The sequence below is a fragment of the Methylocystis heyeri genome (genome assembly GCF_004802635.2).
Lineage (GTDB): Bacteria > Pseudomonadota > Alphaproteobacteria > Rhizobiales > Beijerinckiaceae > Methylocystis > Methylocystis heyeri.
The window spans coordinates 3,274,646-3,292,799 of sequence record NZ_CP046052.1 but is presented as its reverse complement, the minus strand read 5'-3'; the positions used below and the strand labels follow the sequence as shown (position 1 = coordinate 3,292,799).

General features: G+C 64.1%; 21 protein-coding genes. 14 read left to right on the top strand and 7 right to left on the bottom strand.

The window, feature by feature from the left end:
- Positions 1–73: 73 nt before the first annotated feature.
- The gene (locus H2LOC_RS14980; protein WP_136497780.1) at positions 74–616 is read right to left on the bottom strand and encodes an SH3 domain-containing protein; all 543 of its coding nucleotides are present in this window, start codon (positions 614–616) and stop codon (positions 74–76) included.
- A 308-nt stretch (positions 617–924) separates the two neighbouring features.
- On the opposite strand from H2LOC_RS14980, the gene H2LOC_RS14975 reads away from it, so the two are divergent.
- The 8 genes from H2LOC_RS14975 (at position 925) to smbP (ending at position 5,941) form a co-directional block, all read left to right on the top strand.
- Positions 925–1,920 carry a 2-hydroxyacid dehydrogenase gene (locus tag H2LOC_RS14975; RefSeq protein ID WP_136497779.1) on the top strand — a complete coding sequence of 332 codons (996 nt, stop codon included), beginning with the start codon at positions 925–927 and terminating at the stop codon, positions 1,918–1,920.
- 57 nt (positions 1,921–1,977) lie between these two features.
- Positions 1,978–2,460, top strand: a complete 483-nt coding sequence (locus tag H2LOC_RS14970) for an META domain-containing protein (RefSeq protein ID WP_136497778.1) — start codon at positions 1,978–1,980, stop codon at positions 2,458–2,460.
- A gap of 92 nt (positions 2,461–2,552) precedes the next feature.
- Positions 2,553–2,894, top strand: a complete 342-nt coding sequence (locus H2LOC_RS14965; protein ID WP_136497777.1) for a hypothetical protein — start codon at positions 2,553–2,555, stop codon at positions 2,892–2,894.
- A 260-nt stretch (positions 2,895–3,154) separates the two neighbouring features.
- Positions 3,155–3,493, top strand: a complete 339-nt coding sequence (locus H2LOC_RS14960) for a cupredoxin domain-containing protein (RefSeq protein ID WP_136497776.1) — start codon at positions 3,155–3,157, stop codon at positions 3,491–3,493.
- 19 nt (positions 3,494–3,512) lie between these two features.
- Entirely contained in the window at positions 3,513–4,355 is an 843-nt protein-coding gene (locus tag H2LOC_RS14955) for an FTR1 family iron permease (RefSeq protein WP_136497775.1), read from the top strand.
- 230 nt (positions 4,356–4,585) lie between these two features.
- Entirely contained in the window at positions 4,586–5,017 is a 432-nt protein-coding gene (locus H2LOC_RS14950; protein WP_136497774.1) for a hypothetical protein, read from the top strand.
- Between the two features lie 64 nt (positions 5,018–5,081).
- Positions 5,082–5,480, top strand: a complete 399-nt coding sequence (locus H2LOC_RS14945; protein WP_136497773.1) for a DUF6460 domain-containing protein — start codon at positions 5,082–5,084, stop codon at positions 5,478–5,480.
- A 122-nt stretch (positions 5,481–5,602) separates the two neighbouring features.
- On the top strand, positions 5,603–5,941 hold the full coding sequence (smbP, locus tag H2LOC_RS14940; RefSeq protein ID WP_136497772.1) for a small metal-binding protein SmbP: 339 nt from the start codon (positions 5,603–5,605) through the stop codon (positions 5,939–5,941).
- Positions 5,942–6,163: 222 nt separating this feature from the next.
- On the opposite strand, the gene H2LOC_RS14935 is transcribed toward smbP, so the two are convergent.
- Together H2LOC_RS14935 and H2LOC_RS14930 are read right to left on the bottom strand one after the other, a co-directional pair.
- Complete coding sequence (locus H2LOC_RS14935; protein ID WP_136497771.1) at positions 6,164–6,643, bottom strand: hypothetical protein; 480 nt, start codon at positions 6,641–6,643, stop codon at positions 6,164–6,166.
- Positions 6,644–6,750: 107 nt separating this feature from the next.
- The gene (locus H2LOC_RS14930) at positions 6,751–8,019 is read right to left on the bottom strand and encodes a TIGR03808 family TAT-translocated repetitive protein (RefSeq protein ID WP_246206846.1); all 1,269 of its coding nucleotides are present in this window, start codon (positions 8,017–8,019) and stop codon (positions 6,751–6,753) included.
- Between the two features lie 103 nt (positions 8,020–8,122).
- On the opposite strand from H2LOC_RS14930, the gene H2LOC_RS14925 reads away from it, so the two are divergent.
- Positions 8,123–8,587 carry a GIY-YIG nuclease family protein gene (locus H2LOC_RS14925; protein WP_136497769.1) on the top strand — a complete coding sequence of 155 codons (465 nt, stop codon included), beginning with the start codon at positions 8,123–8,125 and terminating at the stop codon, positions 8,585–8,587.
- Between the two features lie 70 nt (positions 8,588–8,657).
- Positions 8,658–10,142 (top strand): histidine--tRNA ligase, encoded by a 1,485-nt coding sequence (gene hisS, locus H2LOC_RS14920; RefSeq protein WP_136497768.1) that lies wholly within the window; start codon positions 8,658–8,660, stop codon positions 10,140–10,142.
- On the opposite strand, the gene H2LOC_RS14915 is transcribed toward hisS, so the two are convergent.
- The 3 genes from H2LOC_RS14915 to H2LOC_RS14905 form a co-directional block, all read right to left on the bottom strand.
- Positions 10,139–11,167, bottom strand: a complete 1,029-nt coding sequence (locus H2LOC_RS14915) for a hydantoinase/oxoprolinase family protein (protein WP_136497767.1) — start codon at positions 11,165–11,167, stop codon at positions 10,139–10,141. The genes hisS and H2LOC_RS14915 overlap by 4 nt on opposite strands.
- A 139-nt stretch (positions 11,168–11,306) precedes the next feature.
- Positions 11,307–11,816, bottom strand: a complete 510-nt coding sequence (gene fae / locus H2LOC_RS14910) for a formaldehyde-activating enzyme (RefSeq protein ID WP_136495176.1) — start codon at positions 11,814–11,816, stop codon at positions 11,307–11,309.
- 89 nt (positions 11,817–11,905) lie between these two features.
- Complete coding sequence (locus H2LOC_RS14905) at positions 11,906–12,799, bottom strand: NAD(P)-dependent methylenetetrahydromethanopterin dehydrogenase (RefSeq protein ID WP_136497766.1); 894 nt, start codon at positions 12,797–12,799, stop codon at positions 11,906–11,908.
- A 417-nt stretch (positions 12,800–13,216) separates the two neighbouring features.
- On the opposite strand from H2LOC_RS14905, the gene rpmB reads away from it, so the two are divergent.
- Positions 13,217–13,513 (top strand): 50S ribosomal protein L28, encoded by a 297-nt coding sequence (gene rpmB / locus H2LOC_RS14900; RefSeq protein WP_136497765.1) that lies wholly within the window; start codon positions 13,217–13,219, stop codon positions 13,511–13,513.
- A 287-nt stretch (positions 13,514–13,800) separates the two neighbouring features.
- The gene (locus tag H2LOC_RS14895) at positions 13,801–14,580 is read left to right on the top strand and encodes a cellulose biosynthesis protein BcsS (protein ID WP_136497764.1); all 780 of its coding nucleotides are present in this window, start codon (positions 13,801–13,803) and stop codon (positions 14,578–14,580) included.
- A 36-nt stretch (positions 14,581–14,616) separates the two neighbouring features.
- Here H2LOC_RS14895 and H2LOC_RS14890 read toward each other — a convergent pair whose 3' ends face one another.
- Positions 14,617–15,261 (bottom strand): TetR/AcrR family transcriptional regulator, encoded by a 645-nt coding sequence (locus H2LOC_RS14890; RefSeq protein ID WP_162009780.1) that lies wholly within the window; start codon positions 15,259–15,261, stop codon positions 14,617–14,619.
- 175 nt (positions 15,262–15,436) lie between these two features.
- Here H2LOC_RS14890 and H2LOC_RS14885 point away from each other — a divergent pair, with 175 nt between their 5' ends.
- Positions 15,437–16,552 (top strand): HlyD family secretion protein, encoded by a 1,116-nt coding sequence (locus H2LOC_RS14885; protein ID WP_136497762.1) that lies wholly within the window; start codon positions 15,437–15,439, stop codon positions 16,550–16,552.
- Positions 16,549–18,132, top strand: a complete 1,584-nt coding sequence (locus H2LOC_RS14880; protein ID WP_136497761.1) for a DHA2 family efflux MFS transporter permease subunit — start codon at positions 16,549–16,551, stop codon at positions 18,130–18,132. The genes H2LOC_RS14885 and H2LOC_RS14880 overlap by 4 nt, the downstream gene beginning before the upstream one ends.
- Positions 18,133–18,154: the final 22 nt, after the last annotated feature.

Genomic DNA, 18,154 nt, shown 5'->3' with positions numbered 1-18,154 from the left:
CTCTCAATTTCAATAATTTTGCGAAGTTTCCAATTGCCGGGCCCGAGGTCGCGGGCGGGCGCAGAACGCCGGATCAGTCGACCTTCTCGCCCGGATAGACGCCCCACAGGTTTTCCTGCTTCATATAGCCGTCGAAGCCCTGGCCCATGATGCGGCACCACTGCCCATCGCAGCGTTTGAGCATGCCGATGACGCCGGGCGCGAGCCTCGCCACCGGGGTCGTGTGATCGCTGGCGGTGAGCGTTTGCGGCTCTTTCTTCCAGGGCGCGACCAAAGCGGTGCGGCGGCCCGAGAGCAGCGAGTGCAGCACCCAGCCCTCCGTACCCTCGGAGTCCCTGATTTTGCGCCAGATTTCGAACTCCGCGGTGATTTCCACCGGCAATCCCGCGCGCTCGAAGAGCCACAGCGTGCGATGGTCCTTGCTGGGCCCCTCGTGCAGATTGACGCGGTCGGATTTCAGGCTGACGTAGCGCGGCAGCGGCAGTTTGCTGACCGGCCCCAGTTGGGCCTGCTGCGCAAGGGCGGGGCGCGACGGCGCAAACGGAGCGACGAGGCCCGCGCCGAGAATCAGAGTGGAGAGGAAGGCCCTGGCGGCGCCCGTTGCCTGCGCGAACATGTCGTCTGATCCTTATATGCAGCGCCGGCCGGCGTCCGGGCGCTCCGGCTGCATGCGCCGGCGTTGGTCGGGCGGTCTGTGGGACCGTCTTGTGGGCGTCGGCCGCCTTCCGCGAACAGGGCGAAAGCGGAGCGGCGTTCAAGCTCTTTCTTTTTCGCCCATCGCAGTTAAGGCAGGGTTGAGACGGTCCTGTCGGGCAGGGGCGCGACACCCCCGAAGCGCCGCCGCGGCCCGGAAAATTGGCGTATCGGAAACGCAGGTTTCCTGATACGAGAAGAAAGAAACTCATCTGGGAGACGGACGCGCAGATGGCGAAGAAGAAGCCGCTTGTAGTTGTGACACGTCGACTCCCCGAGGTCATCGAAACCCGCATGTGCGAGTTGTTCGACACCCGCCTCAACGTGACCGACCGGCCAGCGACCCATGAAGAACTCGCCGAGGCGATGCGCACGGCGGATGTGCTGGTTCCGACCATCACCGACCGCATCGATTCCGGTCTCATCGCGCAGGCCGGCGAGCAGATGAAGCTGATCGCCAATTTCGGCAATGGCGTCGATCACATCGACGTCGCTTCGGCGCTTCGCCGCTCGATCACGGTCACCAATACGCCAGGAGTCCTGACCGAGGACACCGCCGACATGACCATGGCGCTGATCCTCGCGGTCGCGCGCCGGGTGGTCGAGGGCGCCAACGCCATCAACGACGGCAGCTGGTCGGGCTGGTCGCCGACCTGGATGCTCGGCCGGCGCATCACCGGCAAGCGCCTCGGGATCGTGGGCATGGGACGAATCGGGCAGGCTCTCGCCCGCAGAGCCAACGCCTTCGGGCTGTCGATACATTACCACAACCGCCGCCGCGTTCCCGTCGAGATTGAAGAGCAGCTCGAGGCGACCTATTGGGAATCGCTCGACCAGATGCTGGCGCGGGTGGATATCGTCTCGATCAACTGTCCCCATACGCCGGGGACCTATCATCTTCTCTCGGCGCGGCGGCTGAAACATCTGCGCCCCCACGCCATTCTGGTGAACACCGCGCGCGGGGAGATCGTCGACGAAAACGCGCTGGTGCGCATGCTGGAGACCGATGAACTCGCCGGCGCGGGACTCGACGTGTTCGAGCACGAGCCCGCCGTATCGCCGAAGCTGCTCAAGCTCGCCAGGGGCGGAAAGGTCACGCTGCTGCCCCACATGGGCTCGGCCACGATCGAGGGCCGCATCGACATGGGCGAGAAGGTCATTATCAATATAAAGACTTTCATGGACGGGCACCGGCCGCCGGATCGCGTCCTGCCGAGCATGTTGTGACGCCCGCACGATTTTTAAGAAACTGATCGCCGATCCTCGGCCAAAAGGGACCCCCTGATGAAAAAACTGCCGACAGCGCTCGCGGCGCTCGCCTGTGTTCTCGTCTTTTCCTTCCCCGCCGAGGCCAAGAAAAACAAGCCGGCGCAGGACGATCAGGGACAGCAGAAGGACGAAAACGCGGAGAGCGGCGCCATTCCGCGTTATCAGCCCTTCCCTCATAATCAGAGCTTCACGCTCACCGACATCAACGGTAAGGCGCCGCCCAAGGAGATCTGGCTGCGGATCGACTCGACAGGGCGCGCCACGGGCTCTTCCGGATGCAAGAATTTTTCGGGCATTTTCGTCATCGGCCCCAACCGCCTCGGGCCGCGCGCCATGCCGGCCTTCACCGAGTTGACCTGCGACCAGTCCGCGCAGGCCTATGAGCGCGAATTCTGGGGCATCCTGCTCAGCGGCCCCTACTGGGACACCAAGGGCGACGATCTGATCATGAAGGCGTTCAAGGGCGGCGGCTCGATGCGCTTCACCCGCTCGATGTGATTTGTCTTCGCCGCAAAAGCCGGCCTGCTTTTGCGATGAGAACGCGCGCCCCGCGATTTCGCGCCGGGCTGCAGGAATTCGAGGAGTTGTCGATGAGGCTGCGCGAAGGGGCTATGCTGGCGGCGGCGTTTTTTTCCTGCGTCCTCGGTGGCTGCAACAGCGCCAACCGGCCCGAGCCCGGCCCGGCCCCGGCGAGCCCGAGCGCAACGCCTTCGGATTTGAGGCTGCCTGAGGGGGCGGGCTGCGGCGGCGCCATAGCGCGCTATCGCGCCATCATGGACAACGACCTCTCCATGGGCCATGTCGACAAGAGCGTCTACGACAAGATTCAGAGCGAAATCGGAGAAGCCCAGTCCGCCTGCGCCGCAGGGCAGGACTCGAAAGCGGCTGCGCTCCTGCGCGCGAGCAAGGCGAGGCACGGCTACCCTGCCTAGCTTTTGGGCGAACGACTCGCGCTGGAAAGATGCGCGATAAGTCGAGACGAAAAGATTGCAGTAAATCAGATTGGAAATCGTCCAGATTAGATTCGTTGACCGCTCTGTACGGCCTGATAGCTTTCGACCGTGAGCCGGTCGAGCCCGCGTATCGTCCGGAAAGCTTCGGGCCTTGCGACGCCCATGCTCGCGATCTTAACGATTTCACGCCTTAAATGATCGGCATGGGCGTGGATTCTCAGCCTTTGGAGAGCGCAAAGATGTCATATTTGGCGAAAATATATTTGATCGGCGCGGGTCTTGCTTCGATGGCCTTCGGATCGGCGCTCGCTCAAGAGGCGAGCTTGAGCGTTTCGATCAAGGACCACCGTTTCTCCCCGGCGGAAATCCATGCTCCCGCCAACACGCCGATCGTGCTGACCGTGAAGAACCTGGACCCGACCCCGGAAGAATTCGAGAGCAAGCCTTTGCGCGTCGAGAAGGTGATCGCGGGGGGCGCTGCGACCGCCATTCGCATTCGCCCGCTCGGTCCCGGCAAATATCGCTTCTTCGGCGACTATCACGAGGACACGGCGGAAGGTTTCCTTATCGTCGAATAACCGCAGGACAGGAAGGCCAATGCTGGGTGCGCTCATAATCGTCTTTCGCGAGGTCATCGAGGCGGGCCTCATCGTCGGCATCGCGCTGGCGGTCACGCGCGGCGTGGCGGGTTCGCGAAGCTGGATCGCGGGGGGCGTCGCCGCGGGCGTCGCCGGCGCGCTTCTGGTCGCCGTCTTCGCGGAGCAACTCTCCGCCGCGGTCGCGGGCCGCGGGCAGGAACTGTTCAACGCCACAATTCTCGGCCTCGCGGTTCTGATGCTGGCCTGGCACAATATCTGGATGGCGCGCCATGGCCGTGAACTGGCGCAGGAACTCTCCGACGTCGGCCGCGCCGTGGCCGCGGGCGACAGAACCTTCGTCGCGCTGGCCGTGGTGGTGGGCGTCGCGGTGCTGCGCGAAGGCGCCGAGGTGGTTCTGTTCCTTTACGGCATTCTGGTTTCGGGCGAATCCGGCATGAACGTCGTTCTCGGGGGCTTCGCCGGGCTTGGGCTCGGGGCCTTGCTCAGCGTGCTGACTTTCTATGGATTGGTGGTCATTCCCCCGCGCCGCCTGTTCGCCGTGACTTCGGTGCTGGTGACGCTGCTGGCGGCCGGCCTGGCGTCGCAGTCGATTTCCTTCCTGCAGCAGGCGGGCGTCGCCACGGCCCTGTCCCAGACGATGTGGGACACCTCGTCCATTCTCCCTGACAACAGCCTGCTCGGGCGGGTGCTGCATACGCTCGTCGGCTATTCTGACCAGCCCTCCGTGATGCAGGGTCTCGTCTATGCGGGGACTGTCGCCGCGATCGTGTTCGCGACCAGATTGGCCGCGCCCGCTCCCCGTCCGCGCCCGCCGGCCGCGATAGGAACCCCCGCGGAGTAGAGTGTTTTCGAGCGGAGCGGATGCCGGTTCGCGCGAAGAAAACGCCATCAAAAAACAAAACCCGGAGTCTTTCCGGTTCTCTCTGAACCGAAAAGACTCCCGGCGCCGACCCGCCATTGACGAGGCTGGAGGCCTTCCCCATCTTTGCTGCTGCTGCGTTGGAGCGCGTTCGGATCCATCCAACGCGCTCCTGGGCCGCCACATGCTCCAGCCGGGAAAGGATCGCCGTCATGCAGAGGTGGCTTCTTGCGTTGCTCTTGGCTTTTCTCATTTGCGGCGCCGAGGGAACCGCATTGGCCGAGGCGCCTTCGCCCGCGCCGCAAGCTTCCGCGCCCTCGCAGGAGGGCCGCTTTTCGATGAGTCCTACGCAAGGGGGCTTCCTGCGCCTCGACAAGGAGACCGGCGCGGTTTCCTTCTGCGCCGTGGAGAACGGCCTGTCCCTGTGCCGGATCGGCGCCGACGAGAGAAGCGCGCTCGAAAACGAAATCGCAAAGCTGCGTCGCGAGAATGCGGAACTCAAGGCTGCGGCAGGCCAGGGCCAAGGCGGATTTTCGCCGCTGCCGAAAGAAGAAGATTTCGAGCGCGCGATGTCCTTTACCGAGCGCTTTATGCGTCGCATGATGCGGCTGTTCAAAGAAGAATCGAACGGCGAGAAAAGCTGAAAGCAGCGCTCGTCTTCAAAAACGAATTCCAGGTGAACCATTCCCTTGGCCGGCAGGAGCCTCGATGAGCGATCCCAATCCTTTCGCCAACTGGCCGCATATCGACCCGCCGCATCGGGACGCCGGCGCCGAGGACGGCCGCAGGCTTCTCGAAGACCATCCCAGGACGGAGAGAGACGACGAAATGGCGCGGAACAACGCATTTGAAGATTTCCTCGGCGGCTCGCCGGGATCCGTCTTCGCCAGGCTTTTTTTCGTTTCCCTCGTCGTCGGCGCTTTGCTGATGTGGCTGGACATCCGCCCGATGGACATTCTTCGCGGGGTTCAGGATTTCTTCAACCGCATCGCCGCGCTCGGTTTCGGCGCAGTTCGGGAACTGCTGAATTATCTGCTGGTTGGAGCGGCGATCGTCGTGCCGGCCTGGTTCATTCTCCGCCTGATGAGCATGGGTTCGCGGCGCTAGGCAGGGCTTTCCCACGCAACTTTGGCTGCGTTCGCGCGTTCCGTCTTCACCCTCGCCGCTTCGGCGGCGGGGAAGAAGAAGATGCGGCGGGCGTCGTCGAGCGCCCGCATTGGGAGAGAACCATGAATCGTAGATCTGCCGTTTTCGCCTTCGCCCTTGGACTGGCGTTCGTTTCAGCTCCTCGTTTGAGTCTCGCCGCGGAAGACCACGTAGCCGAGGCGATCACCCATACCAAAGAGGCTATTTCCACCGGCAAGGCCGGCCATGCGGATCAGCTGGTCGCTCACGCCAAGGCCGCATTGACGCACGCCGAAGCCGCGGAAAAGGCCAAGGCCAATCCGCATGTCGCCGAGGGCATAACCCACCTCAAGGCGGCGGTCGAACATGGTGAAATGGGCCACGCCGATATCGGAACGACCCATGCCGAAGAGGCGCTCAAACACCTCGAAATGGCGAAGTAATACGAAATCCGCTCGTTTGGAGCGGCATTTCGTATTCGTTCGCCGCAAAAATCGATGCCGATCGGTGATTTTTGCGGCGGTCGCTTTTGCGGATCGCGAAGCGATCTCGCGGAAGCCGTATAACAGGGTTTCCGGCCGATCTTGCGCCTCATCCCAGAGGCGCTTGTCGGGTCAGCTGCAGACGCTGGACGAGCCGGGCTCTTCCAGCGTCATCCGAAAGCTTTAGCCTCTCATGGAAAGCTTGCGGAACTCGTTGTCGGCGTTGGTCACGAAAACATGGCCGAACTCGGACTTCGTCCACTCGACCTTTTCGGCCGGAAGCGAGGCCGCGATTTTCACGACGTTCAGCGGAAAGCCGGCGGTCGCGGACACGCTGTCGAGCTTGATCTCTCCAGAGCCGGGGCCGATCGAAAAATCCACCACGGTCGCGCCGTCGGCGGAGGAGGCGCGCGCCCAGCCCGGCGTTCCGACATTGACGGCCAGAACCGGGGCCTCGGCGAAAGCCGGCTTCAGCGCCCCGTCGGCGTCGTCGGGAGCGAAGGCGGGCGCAGCGAATGTGAAGGTCGCGAGCACCGAGCTGCGAGTGACGGCGTGGTCGGCGCTCGGCGGCCGGCCGGTCGAATAGATCACGAGCTTCCCGCCGTCGAGCGCGGCTTTGATCTGTTCGATGGTCGCCGAAGCGAATTGTTCAGATAATCTCATTGACGTTCTTCCTGCACTTGCGAATGCTGCCTTTGCGACAAATTTCCTCGTCGCGAGGGCGTCGCAACATAAAACGCAAGCGCTGTGCCGTCGGCTTCCTGACGAAATCACTCCACGCTGTTGTCCCGCAGGATCAGGCCGGGCCAGATTTTGTCGCCTTTTGGACCAAGAAGATCGTCGCCGATGAAGCTCGGCCCCGCCATGGCGCAGATCGCGGCCTTGCGCGAGGCCGTAATCTTGTTGCGCACGATCATGCCGGTTCCGACGTTCCGTCCGGTGGCGAAGCCGACGCCGTAATCGGCGCCGACGACTTCATTGTCCTCGACCCGGATATTCTCGCGATAGCCCCCGAGAACGATCCCGATCCAGGCCGGCCCACGCACCAGATTTCCCGAGATCGAGCAGTTTTTTTCAGCCAATATCCCCACCTGCCAGAACATCTCGGGGCCGAATTCCCTGTCGGGATGGGTTTCCTTAAGTCCGAAGATGCGGTTGCCCGAAACGACCGCGACGTCGGTGCCCTTTTCGGCGTTGGCGACGGCGATGCCCCCGCCCGCGTCCTCGATGAGATTGTTGCGGAACTCCGAGCGTTTGGCGCCGAATTCGGCATACATCGCCTTTTCCCCGAAGCTCCTGCACTGATTGCCGACCACGACGACGTCATGGCCGGCGTTGTTGCGCACGGCGGTATAGGCGCAGCGATCGATCCGGTTGTTTTCGACCCGCACCGATCCCGAGCCCCAGATGCTGACGCCGTTGCCATAGGGGCCGTCGCCGCCCGAGAGGTTATGGATGTCGGCGATGGCGTTGTCGCGGATGCGCGAGCCTTCGAAACTTCCCGCCTGCGTGGTCCAGACCATCACGCCATTGTCGCCGCATTCGCGGACCTTGTTGCCGGCGATGTCGACGCCGAGGCCGTCGAGCGAATGATAGCCCGCGTCGCGCACGCGCTCGATGAGGTTTTCTTTGAAAATCCCGCCGCAGCGCAGCAGATTGACGCCGTGGCGGGAGGAATTGCGGATCGCGCAGCCGGAAACGGAAAGGCGTACGACATCGCTGAAATCGAGCAGGCCCCGGCCTTCTTCGAGGGACGCGCCGCCCCCGTCGAACGAGACGGCTTCGAGCGTGAGACGGTCTGCGTCTCTGCAATAAAGCAGGGGGCCGGGGCCGACGAGCCGCAGCGTCGAGCCGCCGCGGGCGCCGATCAGGATCGCGCCCGCCGGCAATTCCAGCGAGCGGATCGTCGTGACGCCGGGAGGAAGGCGCACGGCGCGGCCCAAGGGAGCGGCCTCCCGCAGCCGCGCTGCGAGGTCTGCGGTCGCCTCGGCGGCGCGGGCGGCGACGGGCGCGGCGACGACGCTCAGGGCTCCGCCCAAGAAGAGGCGCCGGTTAAGGCAAGTTGGGGTTTGCTCCATCGAAGGATTGTATCGGCGCGCTGCAAGGCGTCGAGACCCGAGCAAGGTTAAGGTGAACGGCCAAATGCTGAGCTTCCTCACTCCTGCCTGCGCCCCGACCGAAAAAGGCGCTTATGCGCTGCTGATCGTCCTCGACCAGCCCCTGCTCGCGCGCGCCGGGGGACGTAGCGAGCGGCTTGCGCCGGGACGCTATATCTATTGCGGCTCCGCCAATGGTCCTGGCGGCCTTCGGGCGCGAATCGCCCGCCATGCGCGCAAGGAAAAGCGCGCCCACTGGCACATCGACCAGCTCACTGCCGCCGGCGATCTTCTCGGCGCCTGGGTCGCGCTCGGGGGTTTTGAGTGCGTCCTCAACGCCGAGCTCGGCGCGCTGCCGATCCCTTTCAAAGGCTTCGGCAGTTCCGATTGCCCGCATTGCGAAAGCCATCTGCGATTCTGGCCCGCCGGCGCGGCGCTTCCTTCACATTGGCAGCGCTCCAGGAGCAGATTCGTCGCCAGCGTGATTCCATGCGAGGGCAAAGCGCGGTAGGAAGAGCGCCAATTCATGGCTCGCCTTTAAAGCGGCGAGCCGAGAGGCCATGACGCTCTGGAACCAAAGAATGTCCGACGCAAAGCAAAGAGTGGAAGCCCGCAGCCCTCGCGGCCTCGCCGACCGCGACGCCGGCGAACTCGCCGCCACCGGGAAAATGCTCGAGGCGATACGCTCCGTCTATGAACTCTACGGCTTCGAAGCTCTGGAGACGCCGGCGATCGAATACACCGACGCGCTGGGCAAATTCCTGCCCGATCAGGACCGGCCAAACGAAGGCGTGTTCTCCTTCCAGGACGACGACGATCAGTGGCTCTCCCTGCGCTATGATCTGACCGCCCCGCTCGCGCGTTATGTGGCGCAGAATTTCGACGCTCTGCCCAAGCCCTACCGCTCCTATCGGGTCGGTCCGGTCTATCGCAACGAGAAGCCGGGGCCGGGGCGTTTCCGCCAGTTCATGCAGTTCGACGCCGACACCGTGGGCGCGGCCTCGCCCGCCGCCGACGCCGAAATCTGCATGATGGCCGCCGACACTCTGGAGCGTCTCGGCGTCCAGCGGGGCGATTACGTCATCAAGATCAACAGCCGCAAGGTGCTCGACGGCGTCATACAGGCGGTGGGGCTCGACGGCGAGGCCAACGCCGGGCGCCGCCTCGTCGTATTGCGCGCGGTGGACAAGCTCGACCGCCTCGGCCCCGAAGGGGTGAAGCTACTGCTCGGCCCCGGCCGCAAGGACGAAAGCGGCGATTTCACCAAAGGCGCGGGGCTCGATCCCGCCGCCGTGGATACGATCCTCTCCTTCACCGCCGGCATGCAATATAAGGACGGCAAGCCGAGCTTCGATCTGTTCGGCCTGCTCGGCAAGAGCGATGTCGGCGCGCAGGGCGCCGAGGAGCTGATGGAAATCGAGGATCTGGTGCGCGACGCCGGCTATGGCTTCGATCGCATCCGCATCGACCCTTCGGTCGTGCGCGGCCTCGAATATTACACCGGCCCGGTGTTCGAGGCCGAACTGACCTTCGAGACCCGTGACGAAAAGGGCAATCCGGTTCGCTTCGGCTCGGTCGGAGGAGGCGGCCGCTATGACGGGTTGATCGGCCGCTTCCGAGCCGAGAACACCCCCGCGACCGGCTTCTCCATCGGCGTCTCGAGGCTCTATGCGGCCCTGAAACTCGTCGGCAGTCCGATCGTTTCGACAGCCGAGCGGGTGGGGCCGGTGGTGGCGCTGCTGCTCGATAAGGACCGCGTGGCGGATTACCAGCGTATGGTGGGGCAGCTTCGCGCCGCGGGAATACCGAGCGAGCTCTATCTCGGCGCCTCGGGCATGAAGGCGCAGATGAAATATGCCGACAAGCGCAACAGCCCGCTCGTCATCATCCAGGGTTCGGATGAAAAGGCCAGGGGCGAAGTCCAGATCAAGGATCTGGTCGCGGGCGCCCGGGCGGCGGCCTCGATCGCCACAAACGAGGAATGGAAGGCGCAGCGCCCGGCGCAGATTTCCGTTCCCGAGACTGAACTGGTCGAGCGCGTGAAGGAGATTTTGGCCCGGCGCTAAAATTCACCCGCCAGCAGCGCCACCGCGCAGGCCGGCGCGCAGTCGCCGGCCGCGGCTTTCGCCTCCGGCGTCGCCGGAACGAACTCGTCGAAGCTTCGATAAGCGCGTCCCGTCCGCTCGGCCCAGCCCGCGACGAGGCGGCGGCCGATCCCTGCGCCCACGACAGGGGCGCCTTCGACGAAAGTCGCGCGCGAGGCGAGCAGCACGATCTGATCCTCGATCCTGCGCATTTGCACGGTGGCGAAAAAGCGCGCCAGCGCGTCCCATTGGGCGGGCGAAGCGTCGGCGAGGTCGAGCCCGACGAGACGCGCGAGACGCGCCCGGCTGGCCTCGACCGATTTGGGACGCCCGTCGACGGTCGCAACGGTGTCCAGGCCCGGGGGAATGTTTCCGAGGATGCGATGCACGTCGGCGATGGTGGCGAAGCTCTCGTCTACCAGCGCCGTCCAGCGTCCCGCAAAAGGCGCCTGCGCCACTCCCGTCGCAGGGGCGCCGCGCAGCAGTCCGGCATAGGCGAGTTCGCCATGCTGGAGGCGGGTGGCGTCGCTGTCGCCGAGGGCCGAAATCGCTTGGTCGCGGATCGGAATAATGTCCGTGGTCGTCGAGCCCATGTCGATGAACAGGGCTTTTTCGCAATGGCGCGCGACCAGCTCCGCGCTGGCGCGCCAATTGGCCGAGGCGACGGCCGCCGCGGCTTCCGCAAGCTGCGCCTTTGCGACGAAGCCTTTTGCGCCGGCGTAAAAGCGGATTTCGGCGCCGCTCAGCTCATGCGAGAAAATGGCGGCGATAGAGGCGACGCCGCGGGCGCGATTCTCGAAGGCGTCGGAAAGCTCCGCCGTCATGGTGACGGCGTGGCGGGGCGCGGCGCCTATCGTTTGTGCGGCGGCGCGTATCGCCTCTTCGAGATGGGCGAGGCCGAGATGAGGGGCGCAAGGTCGCTGCGTGACGGCCACGATGACGCCGTCCTCGGCGCGCGCGGCCTTCAGATTGGCGCCGCCGATATCCCAGCCGACCACGCTGCTCATGGCTGAACGCTCCCTCTGTTCGCGCGGGCTGATCAAGGAGTCGAAAGAGCAGCCGGGCGAACTAAAAGAAAAGGGGAGCCGGCAAGGGCTCCCCCATAAAATCTCTCGCTCGAGCGATTCCGTTCGAGCGGGAAGCGCCTTAGTGGGCGGCGAAGGGGTGCTTGGCGTCGTTGCGCTTGGCGACGACTTCAGCGGCCTTCGGCTCGCCGCGAACGGCGCGGGCGAGGGCTTCCTTGGTGGCCTGGTAGTTGTAGTCCTGGATCTTGGCGTCGTCGTTGGCGTCCCAGTGGATGAACACGCCGACCGAGATGAACAGGTCGTCGGCTTCCTCGACCGGGATCACGCCTTCGGCGACCGAGTCGGCGACGGCCTTGGCGACGCCGGCCTGGGCCGGTCCGAACATCTGGACGGCCTGCTTGGCGCCCTTGATCGTGACCTTGTTGAACAGGATGGTGTTCGGCTTGGCCAGCAGGTTCGGGGCGACGACCGCGAGAAGGGTCGTGAAGCCGTCCTTGTTGTTCACGAGAGCGTTGGCGAAAGCCAGCTCGGCGGCCGAGCCGCGCGGTCCGATGATCAGGTCGATATGAGCGACTTCGTTGCCTTCGCCGACCAGCGACTCGCCGACCAGCATCTTGTTGATCTTCGCCATGTGCGTTTCCTTTCGAGAACCTCCCGGCCGGCGTTTGTCCCAGCCGGGGAACGCGCCGCAGGACCATCCTGCGACGCGAATCCTTCAAATCATACGAGTTCGCGCGCGAGCGCGAAGGCGTCGCGGAAATCGAGGCAGAGCGGCTTGTCCGAGGTGGTCATTTTCTTGAACAGGCCCGACTGCGCTCCGTATTTGACGTTGCCGATCGCCAGCGCGCCGATGCCGAGCGCGCCATGCGACGAAATCACCTTGCCGTTGTCGTGCAGGCCGCAGCCCTCGACGCCGAGCGGGGGAACGGCGTTCACGTCGGCGGCGATGAGCAGGTTCTTGGCTGCTTCGAGGTCGTCCTTCGAGAGCACCTGCACGCCCGCGCGGGCGGCGCAAAGGGCGATTTCATGGTCGAGCAGCAGCCTGCGCACATGTTCCTGGGTGCTGCCGTCGGCGGCCTTGACCTTCACGCCGAAGCGCGCCTCGATCTCCTCGGCGAGCTTCTGCACGCGCTCGAGGCCGCTATAGCCCACCATGGTCACCTGCGCGCCTTCGAGCGCGGCGATCACGCCCGAGGAATAGCCGACCACGCCGGTCGCGCCGTAGATGACGATGCTGGCGCCCTTGAGGTCGCGCTGCTTCTTGTCGCGCAGCAGCTTCTCGACGCAGGCCACCATGCCGCCGGCGGTGGTGAAGGAGCCGTAGGGATCGGCGAAGAGCGAGACCTCGAAAGGCTTGAGCAGCGCCTTCTTGGCCGCATCCATCATGTCGAGGGCGAGAACGGCGTCGCGGCCGGCGAAGAAAATGCCGGTGCGGAGCGCGGCCGAGGGAGCGCGGGAGAACATGGCGTCCTGCACCAGCGGCACGACCTCGTCGAGCGTCACATTGGTGTAGGGGATAGTGACGTCATAGCCGGCGTCGACCGCCATATTCACGTCGAAGGGGCTCATATGCTTCAACGTGCTGAGCATATGCAGGATAGCTTTGGCGGCCATGGAATCCTCAACCTTTCTGTCGTCTTCGCATCGCGTCCCTTCGCGGCGCGTCGGAAATCTCAATTGAAACAACGCCAAAAAACGCCAATGCCGTCCTTTGGCGCGATGCGGTCATCTGAGCGAAGCTAAGGGCGCCGGGAGCCGATGCCTCGCCCCCCGTATGACGAGGAGGCATAGAACAAAGAACCGCGCCAATGTCCAGAGGATTGTCTCCCGATGTCCGCGTTCCTTCGCCTATGCGCAAAGAAACCGGGCGGGGCGGTTGACGATCCTTCTCTTTGGCGCCTATAAGCCTGCCGCAAAGAGGGCTCTGCTTAGGGCCGGGCGCCCTGTTTCCAGAATTCTACGCCGGACCGGGTGAAAGCGCGTCGCCGCGCCGCCTCTTCCATTGGCGCTATAGACCGAAAGGATAAGAATATGTCCCGTCGTTGCGAATTGACCGGCAAGGGAGTCCAGACCGGCAATCTCGTCAGCCACTCCAACCGCAAGACCCGCACGCGGTTCCTGCCGAACCTCGTCAATGTCACGCTGACCTCCGACATTCTGGCCCGCGCCGTCCGCCTGCGCGTTTCGGCGGCCGCGCTTCGATCGGTCGAGCATCGCGGCGGCCTCGACGCTTTCCTGGCCAAGGCCCGCGACGAGGAGCTCTCGCAGAACGCGCGCGAGCTCAAGCGCGACATCGCCAAGAAGCAGGCGGCCGCAGCTCAAGCCTGACCGCACGGGGCCGCAGGCCTCCGCATGCGGATGATCGACAGGGCCTCGCAGCTTTGAGGAGCGGCGAGGCTCGAGTCGTTTATGGCGAACAGCGCCGAAACGCTTTTTTAACGACGTCCGGCTTTCCGAACAGCGGAAATTAAACCCGCGGGCGCCGGCTTAGTCGAAATTTTACCGCCGAACGCCAATTCTTCCGCCACGGCAATGGGTCGGGCGGCATGCGCCGACGCGCCATGCAGCCGGCTTCGTTTGCGTGCGTTTAGTTTTCCGAGTCGGCGGTTGCTGCGATGAAGGGATTGCCTGGCCTGCTCGCCATCGCCTTTTGCGTCTGGGCCTCTCCAGCCGCTTCTGGAGGCGCCGCCTCATCCCTCGAGATTTTCGATAGTCCGCCGCCGTTGCGGCCCACGCTGGCGCCACAATCCGACCCGGTGCGAGAGAATAGCCGGGCCGAGGCGAAGATCGCTGCTGCCGTCGTCGCGCGCCTAGATCCCGTGAGGCTTCGCACACGGATCCAGAGCCTCGACGAAGCGATTGCGCGGGCGAGCGTCGCGCCGGGGCAGCCGGGCGGTGTCGGAACGGGAGGCCAGGGCCTTCCAGGGGAGTTTTTCACCCAGACCCCTGCGATTTTCGATGCGAACCGTTTTCGTGGCCTCGCCGACCTCGGCGCAGCGCTCGGCAGGGCTTTCAAGGCCGATCCGGAACTGTGGCGCCTCAAACAATATTGGGCCCTGAAAAGCGGCTTTGAAGTCGATTACGCGCCGAGCGCCGAAACATTATTCTATCTGAAGAGCCTCTATTCGCCGGCCTACCACGCCAGTTTTGCGGAAATCAAGCCGGGGTTCTCTCCGTTGGACGGGCTTTTGCCGGCGCCGCCTCTGGGGAAATTCTATCTCGGGCCTTTCGCCGTGCTCGCCGGGCTGAGGCGCGATCAGCCGATGAAGCTCGGGCTTCATTTAACCCTGAGCGAGATCGGATCTTTCCACGTCACCATGGCCTGCGGCTACGCCCGCGACAGGCTCATGGGCTCCGGGGCTTTCGGCTTGATGGAAACGTCTTTCAAATTTTGACCGACGCAGTCCGGCGGCGATTTTTCGGGCGCCCGCTCAGGCCCTTGTCCCGAAATAGCAAAGAAACATGTCGACCGCGGCGTTGACATGAGCCTGCAACTCTTCCTCGCTCGGCCTCGCCATCGAGGGATCGAGGAGGCTGACCAGCCTGTAGTTGGTTGCGACGGCGCCGAGAAAGAGTCTCGCCGCCTCTTTTGGATTCGGGCATTTCAGTTCGCCTCTCCCGGCGGCGTCGTGCAGATAATCTGCAAGCCGATTGAGAGTCGTTCCCGGCCCTTTTTCATAGAGGATCGCGCCCAGGCCGGGGTTGCGCGGCGTTTCGGCGATGGCGAGGCGCACGAGGGCGAGAGTTTCCGGCTCCACCATTCGCCTCGCCAGGTTCAGGCCCAGGCTGAATAGTATTTCGCGGGGAGGGCCTTGCTTTTCAAGGCCGCTTTCCGGGCCGGAGATTCGCGAGGCTTTTCGGCTGACGACCTCGGCAAAAAGCGTCTCCTTGTTCGCGAAATGCCGGTAGAGCGTCTCCTTGGACGCGCCCGCCCGCGAAGCGATCTGTTGCATCGTGCTGTTGGAAAAGCCATGCTCCAGGAAGACCTCTTCGGCGACGACGACCAGCTGGGAGCGTCGCTCCTGGCCCCGTGGGATGCGCCGCGGACCATTATCTGTGGCGAAGGATGCGCTCATGGGCGATCGTTGTTGACTCCAGCGTAACCTATTAGTAAACGAACTGCCTCGTTCGGTTAAGCCCCGTCGCGGCCACTTCAACCGAGAGGGCGTCGTCATTGTGTCGAATTGTCGTTTTGCTGGCAACACTTGGTATTGGAACCGCGGTCCGTTCCGCGGATGAGGCGCATGGTCGATGAGCGAAGCGGGAGCTTCCGATAATTCTCACTCTTCCGCGCCCCTACAGCCGAAAAGCGGGGGCGCCGGGGGCAATGGGGCGCGTCGCCCCCTGGCCCTGACGATCGGTTTCGCGGTCCTCGCCGCCATGGCGGTCGCGGGCCTGTGGTACTGGCTTACGCATCGCAATATCGAGAGCACGGACGACGCCTACACCGACGGCCGCTCGGTGATCATCGCGCCGCGCGTCGCCGGCAATGTGGTTTCGCTCGACGTCGTGGACAACCAGTTCGTCAAGGCGGGCCAGCCGCTGGTCCATATCGATCCGCGGCAATATCGCATCGACCGCGAGCTGGCGGAAGGTCAGCTCGAGACCGCAAGAAATCAAAACGAGGGCCTGCGATTCGCCGCCGAGGTGGGCCAGAAGAACTTCCCCGCGCAGCTCGAGCAGGCGCAGGCCCAGCTCGCCAACGCCAAGGCCGTTCTCGCCCGCGCCCAGGCCGATTACGAACGCCAGCGCAGTCTCTCGAAACAGGCGACCACGCAGCAGGACGTCGACGCCGCGCTGGCGGCGTTCAAACAGGCGCAGGCGCAGGTCAATCTGGCCAACGCCCAGGTCGTGCAAAGCTCGCCCGTGCCGCAGCGCATCGGCGAGACCGAAGCGCAGGTCGGACAATCCAAGGGCCAGATCGAACAGGCGCAGGCGCGCCTCGATCAGGCCGATCTCAATCTGGCCTGGACGGTGATCGAGGCCCCGCAGGACGGCTGGGTGACGAAGCGCAGCGTCGAAATGGGCAATTACGTGTCGCCGGGCCAGCAGCTCTTCATCCTGGTTTCGCCACAGGTCTGGGTCACGGCCAATTTCAAGGAAACCCAGCTCGCGCGCATGCGTCCGGGCCAGAGCGTCAAAATAAAGGTCGACGCCTATCCTTTCCTCGACCTGCGCGGGCATATCGACAGCATCCAGCTCGGTTCGGGCTCGAAGTTCGCCGCCTTTCCGGTGGAGAACGCCACCGGCAATTTCGTCAAGGTGGTGCAGCGGGTGCCTGTGAAAATCGTCATCGACAGCGGCCTCGACCCCCGGCTGCCTCTGCCGCTCGGGCTCTCGGTCGTGCCGGAAGTCTCCTTGCGATGAGCGTTTCCGACGCCACGGGCGCGGCGGGCGCCGCCTGGAAGCCGGCCTATAACCCGTGGCTGATCGCGATTTCGGTGACTTTGCCGGCTTTCATGGAGGTGCTGGACACCACCATCGTCAACGTGGCCCTGCCGCATATCGCGGGCAGTCTTTCGGCCAGCGCCGACGAGGCCACATGGGCGCTGACCTCTTATCTCGTCGCCAATGGCGTCGTCCTGACCATTTCGGGCTGGCTGGGAGACCTTCTCGGCCGCAAGCGCTACTTCCTGATCTGCATCGCCATGTTCACCGTCTGCTCCTTCCTGTGCGGAATGGCGGACAGCCTGGCGCAGCTCATCCTGTTCCGGCTGGCCCAGGGTTTCTTCGGCGGCGGCATGCAGCCGAACCAGCAGTCGATCATCCTCGACACTTTTCCGCCGGCAAAACGCGGCGCGGCTTTCGGCGTCGCCGCCATCGCCACGGTGGTCGCGCCGGTGCTGGGCCCGACGCTCGGGGGCTACATCACCGACAATTCGAGCTGGCGCTGGATTTTCTTCATCAACGTGCCGGTGGGCCTCGCGGCGGTCTTTCTGGTTTCGGCGGTGGTGGAAGATCCGCCCTGGGAGAAAAACAAGAAAAAGCGCGGCATGGACTTCATCGGCCTCGGCCTCATCACCCTCGGGCTCGGCAGCCTCGAGGTCATGATGGACCGCGGCGAGGACGCCGGCTGGTTCGAGTCCGACATGATCAGGCTGATGGCCCTGCTCGCCTTCCTCGGCATTTTCTGCGCCATCATCTGGCTCCTGATCGCAAAGAAGCCGATCGTCCATCTCGCCGTGTTTCGCGACCGCAATTTTTCCGCGGGCTGCGTCATGATGACGGCGATGGGCGGCATACTTTACGCGAGCGCGGTGATCATTCCGCAATTCGCCCAGCAGGTCCTGAACTACACTGCGACCTGGGCGGGGTTGATACTCTCGCCGGGCGGCGTCGTGGTCATCCTGCTGATCCCGGTGGTGGGGCGGCTGATGACGACGATGCAGACCCGTTACGTGATCGCGCTCGGATTCGTGGTCATGGGCTTCGCATTCATTTTTTCGAGGAAGCTCACCCCCGACATCGATTTTGAGACGCTGGTGATGATGCGCATGGCGCAGACGGCGGCGCTGGCCTTTCTGTTCGTTCCGATCACCACCGTGACCTTCTTGACCCTGCCGCGGGAGCTGAACGGCGACGGCGCGGCCCTGTTCGCGATGTTTCGCAATGTCGCGGGTTCGATAGGGATTTCGCTGGCGACCTCTCAGGTGACCGAGAGATCCCAGGTCCATCAGACCTATCTTTCGCAATGGGCGACTCCGCTCAATCCGTCCTACAATGCGCTGATCGCGGGCTATGAGGCGACGCTGCGGGGAATGGGCCGCGCCGCCGCTGTGGCGCATGGCGACGCCATCGGTTACGCCTATCGGAGCTTCCGCCAGCAGGTGGTCATCATGGCTTACTCGGATATTTTTCTCTATTGCGCCGTCGCGGCCTTTCTCGTGGTTCCCCTGTGCTTTCTCATTTCCCCCCAAAGGGCCGCCGCCATGGGAGGAGCCCATTGACGACTCCGGGGCCGGCGAAGCT

Bases quoted from the DNA above. Each gene is read 5' to 3' on its own strand.
- H2LOC_RS14980 (WP_136497780.1), bottom strand. From the start codon at position 616: ATGTTCGCGCAGGCAACGGGCGCCGCCAGGGCCTTCCTCTCCACTCTG.
- H2LOC_RS14975 (WP_136497779.1), top strand. From the start codon at position 925: ATGGCGAAGAAGAAGCCGCTTGTAGTTGTGACACGTCGACTCCCCGAG.
- H2LOC_RS14970 (WP_136497778.1), top strand. From the start codon at position 1,978: ATGAAAAAACTGCCGACAGCGCTCGCGGCGCTCGCCTGTGTTCTCGTC.
- H2LOC_RS14965 (WP_136497777.1), top strand. From the start codon at position 2,553: ATGAGGCTGCGCGAAGGGGCTATGCTGGCGGCGGCGTTTTTTTCCTGC.
- H2LOC_RS14960 (WP_136497776.1), top strand. From the start codon at position 3,155: ATGTCATATTTGGCGAAAATATATTTGATCGGCGCGGGTCTTGCTTCG.
- H2LOC_RS14955 (WP_136497775.1), top strand. From the start codon at position 3,513: ATGCTGGGTGCGCTCATAATCGTCTTTCGCGAGGTCATCGAGGCGGGC.
- H2LOC_RS14950 (WP_136497774.1), top strand. From the start codon at position 4,586: ATGCAGAGGTGGCTTCTTGCGTTGCTCTTGGCTTTTCTCATTTGCGGC.
- H2LOC_RS14945 (WP_136497773.1), top strand. From the start codon at position 5,082: ATGAGCGATCCCAATCCTTTCGCCAACTGGCCGCATATCGACCCGCCG.
- smbP (WP_136497772.1), top strand. From the start codon at position 5,603: ATGAATCGTAGATCTGCCGTTTTCGCCTTCGCCCTTGGACTGGCGTTC.
- H2LOC_RS14935 (WP_136497771.1), bottom strand. From the start codon at position 6,643: ATGAGATTATCTGAACAATTCGCTTCGGCGACCATCGAACAGATCAAA.
- H2LOC_RS14925 (WP_136497769.1), top strand. From the start codon at position 8,123: ATGCTGAGCTTCCTCACTCCTGCCTGCGCCCCGACCGAAAAAGGCGCT.
- hisS (WP_136497768.1), top strand. From the start codon at position 8,658: ATGTCCGACGCAAAGCAAAGAGTGGAAGCCCGCAGCCCTCGCGGCCTC.
- H2LOC_RS14915 (WP_136497767.1), bottom strand. From the start codon at position 11,167: ATGAGCAGCGTGGTCGGCTGGGATATCGGCGGCGCCAATCTGAAGGCC.
- fae (WP_136495176.1), bottom strand. From the start codon at position 11,816: ATGGCGAAGATCAACAAGATGCTGGTCGGCGAGTCGCTGGTCGGCGAA.
- H2LOC_RS14905 (WP_136497766.1), bottom strand. From the start codon at position 12,799: ATGGCCGCCAAAGCTATCCTGCATATGCTCAGCACGTTGAAGCATATG.
- rpmB (WP_136497765.1), top strand. From the start codon at position 13,217: ATGTCCCGTCGTTGCGAATTGACCGGCAAGGGAGTCCAGACCGGCAAT.
- H2LOC_RS14895 (WP_136497764.1), top strand. From the start codon at position 13,801: ATGAAGGGATTGCCTGGCCTGCTCGCCATCGCCTTTTGCGTCTGGGCC.
- H2LOC_RS14890 (WP_162009780.1), bottom strand. From the start codon at position 15,261: ATGAGCGCATCCTTCGCCACAGATAATGGTCCGCGGCGCATCCCACGG.
- H2LOC_RS14885 (WP_136497762.1), top strand. From the start codon at position 15,437: ATGAGCGAAGCGGGAGCTTCCGATAATTCTCACTCTTCCGCGCCCCTA.
- H2LOC_RS14880 (WP_136497761.1), top strand. From the start codon at position 16,549: ATGAGCGTTTCCGACGCCACGGGCGCGGCGGGCGCCGCCTGGAAGCCG.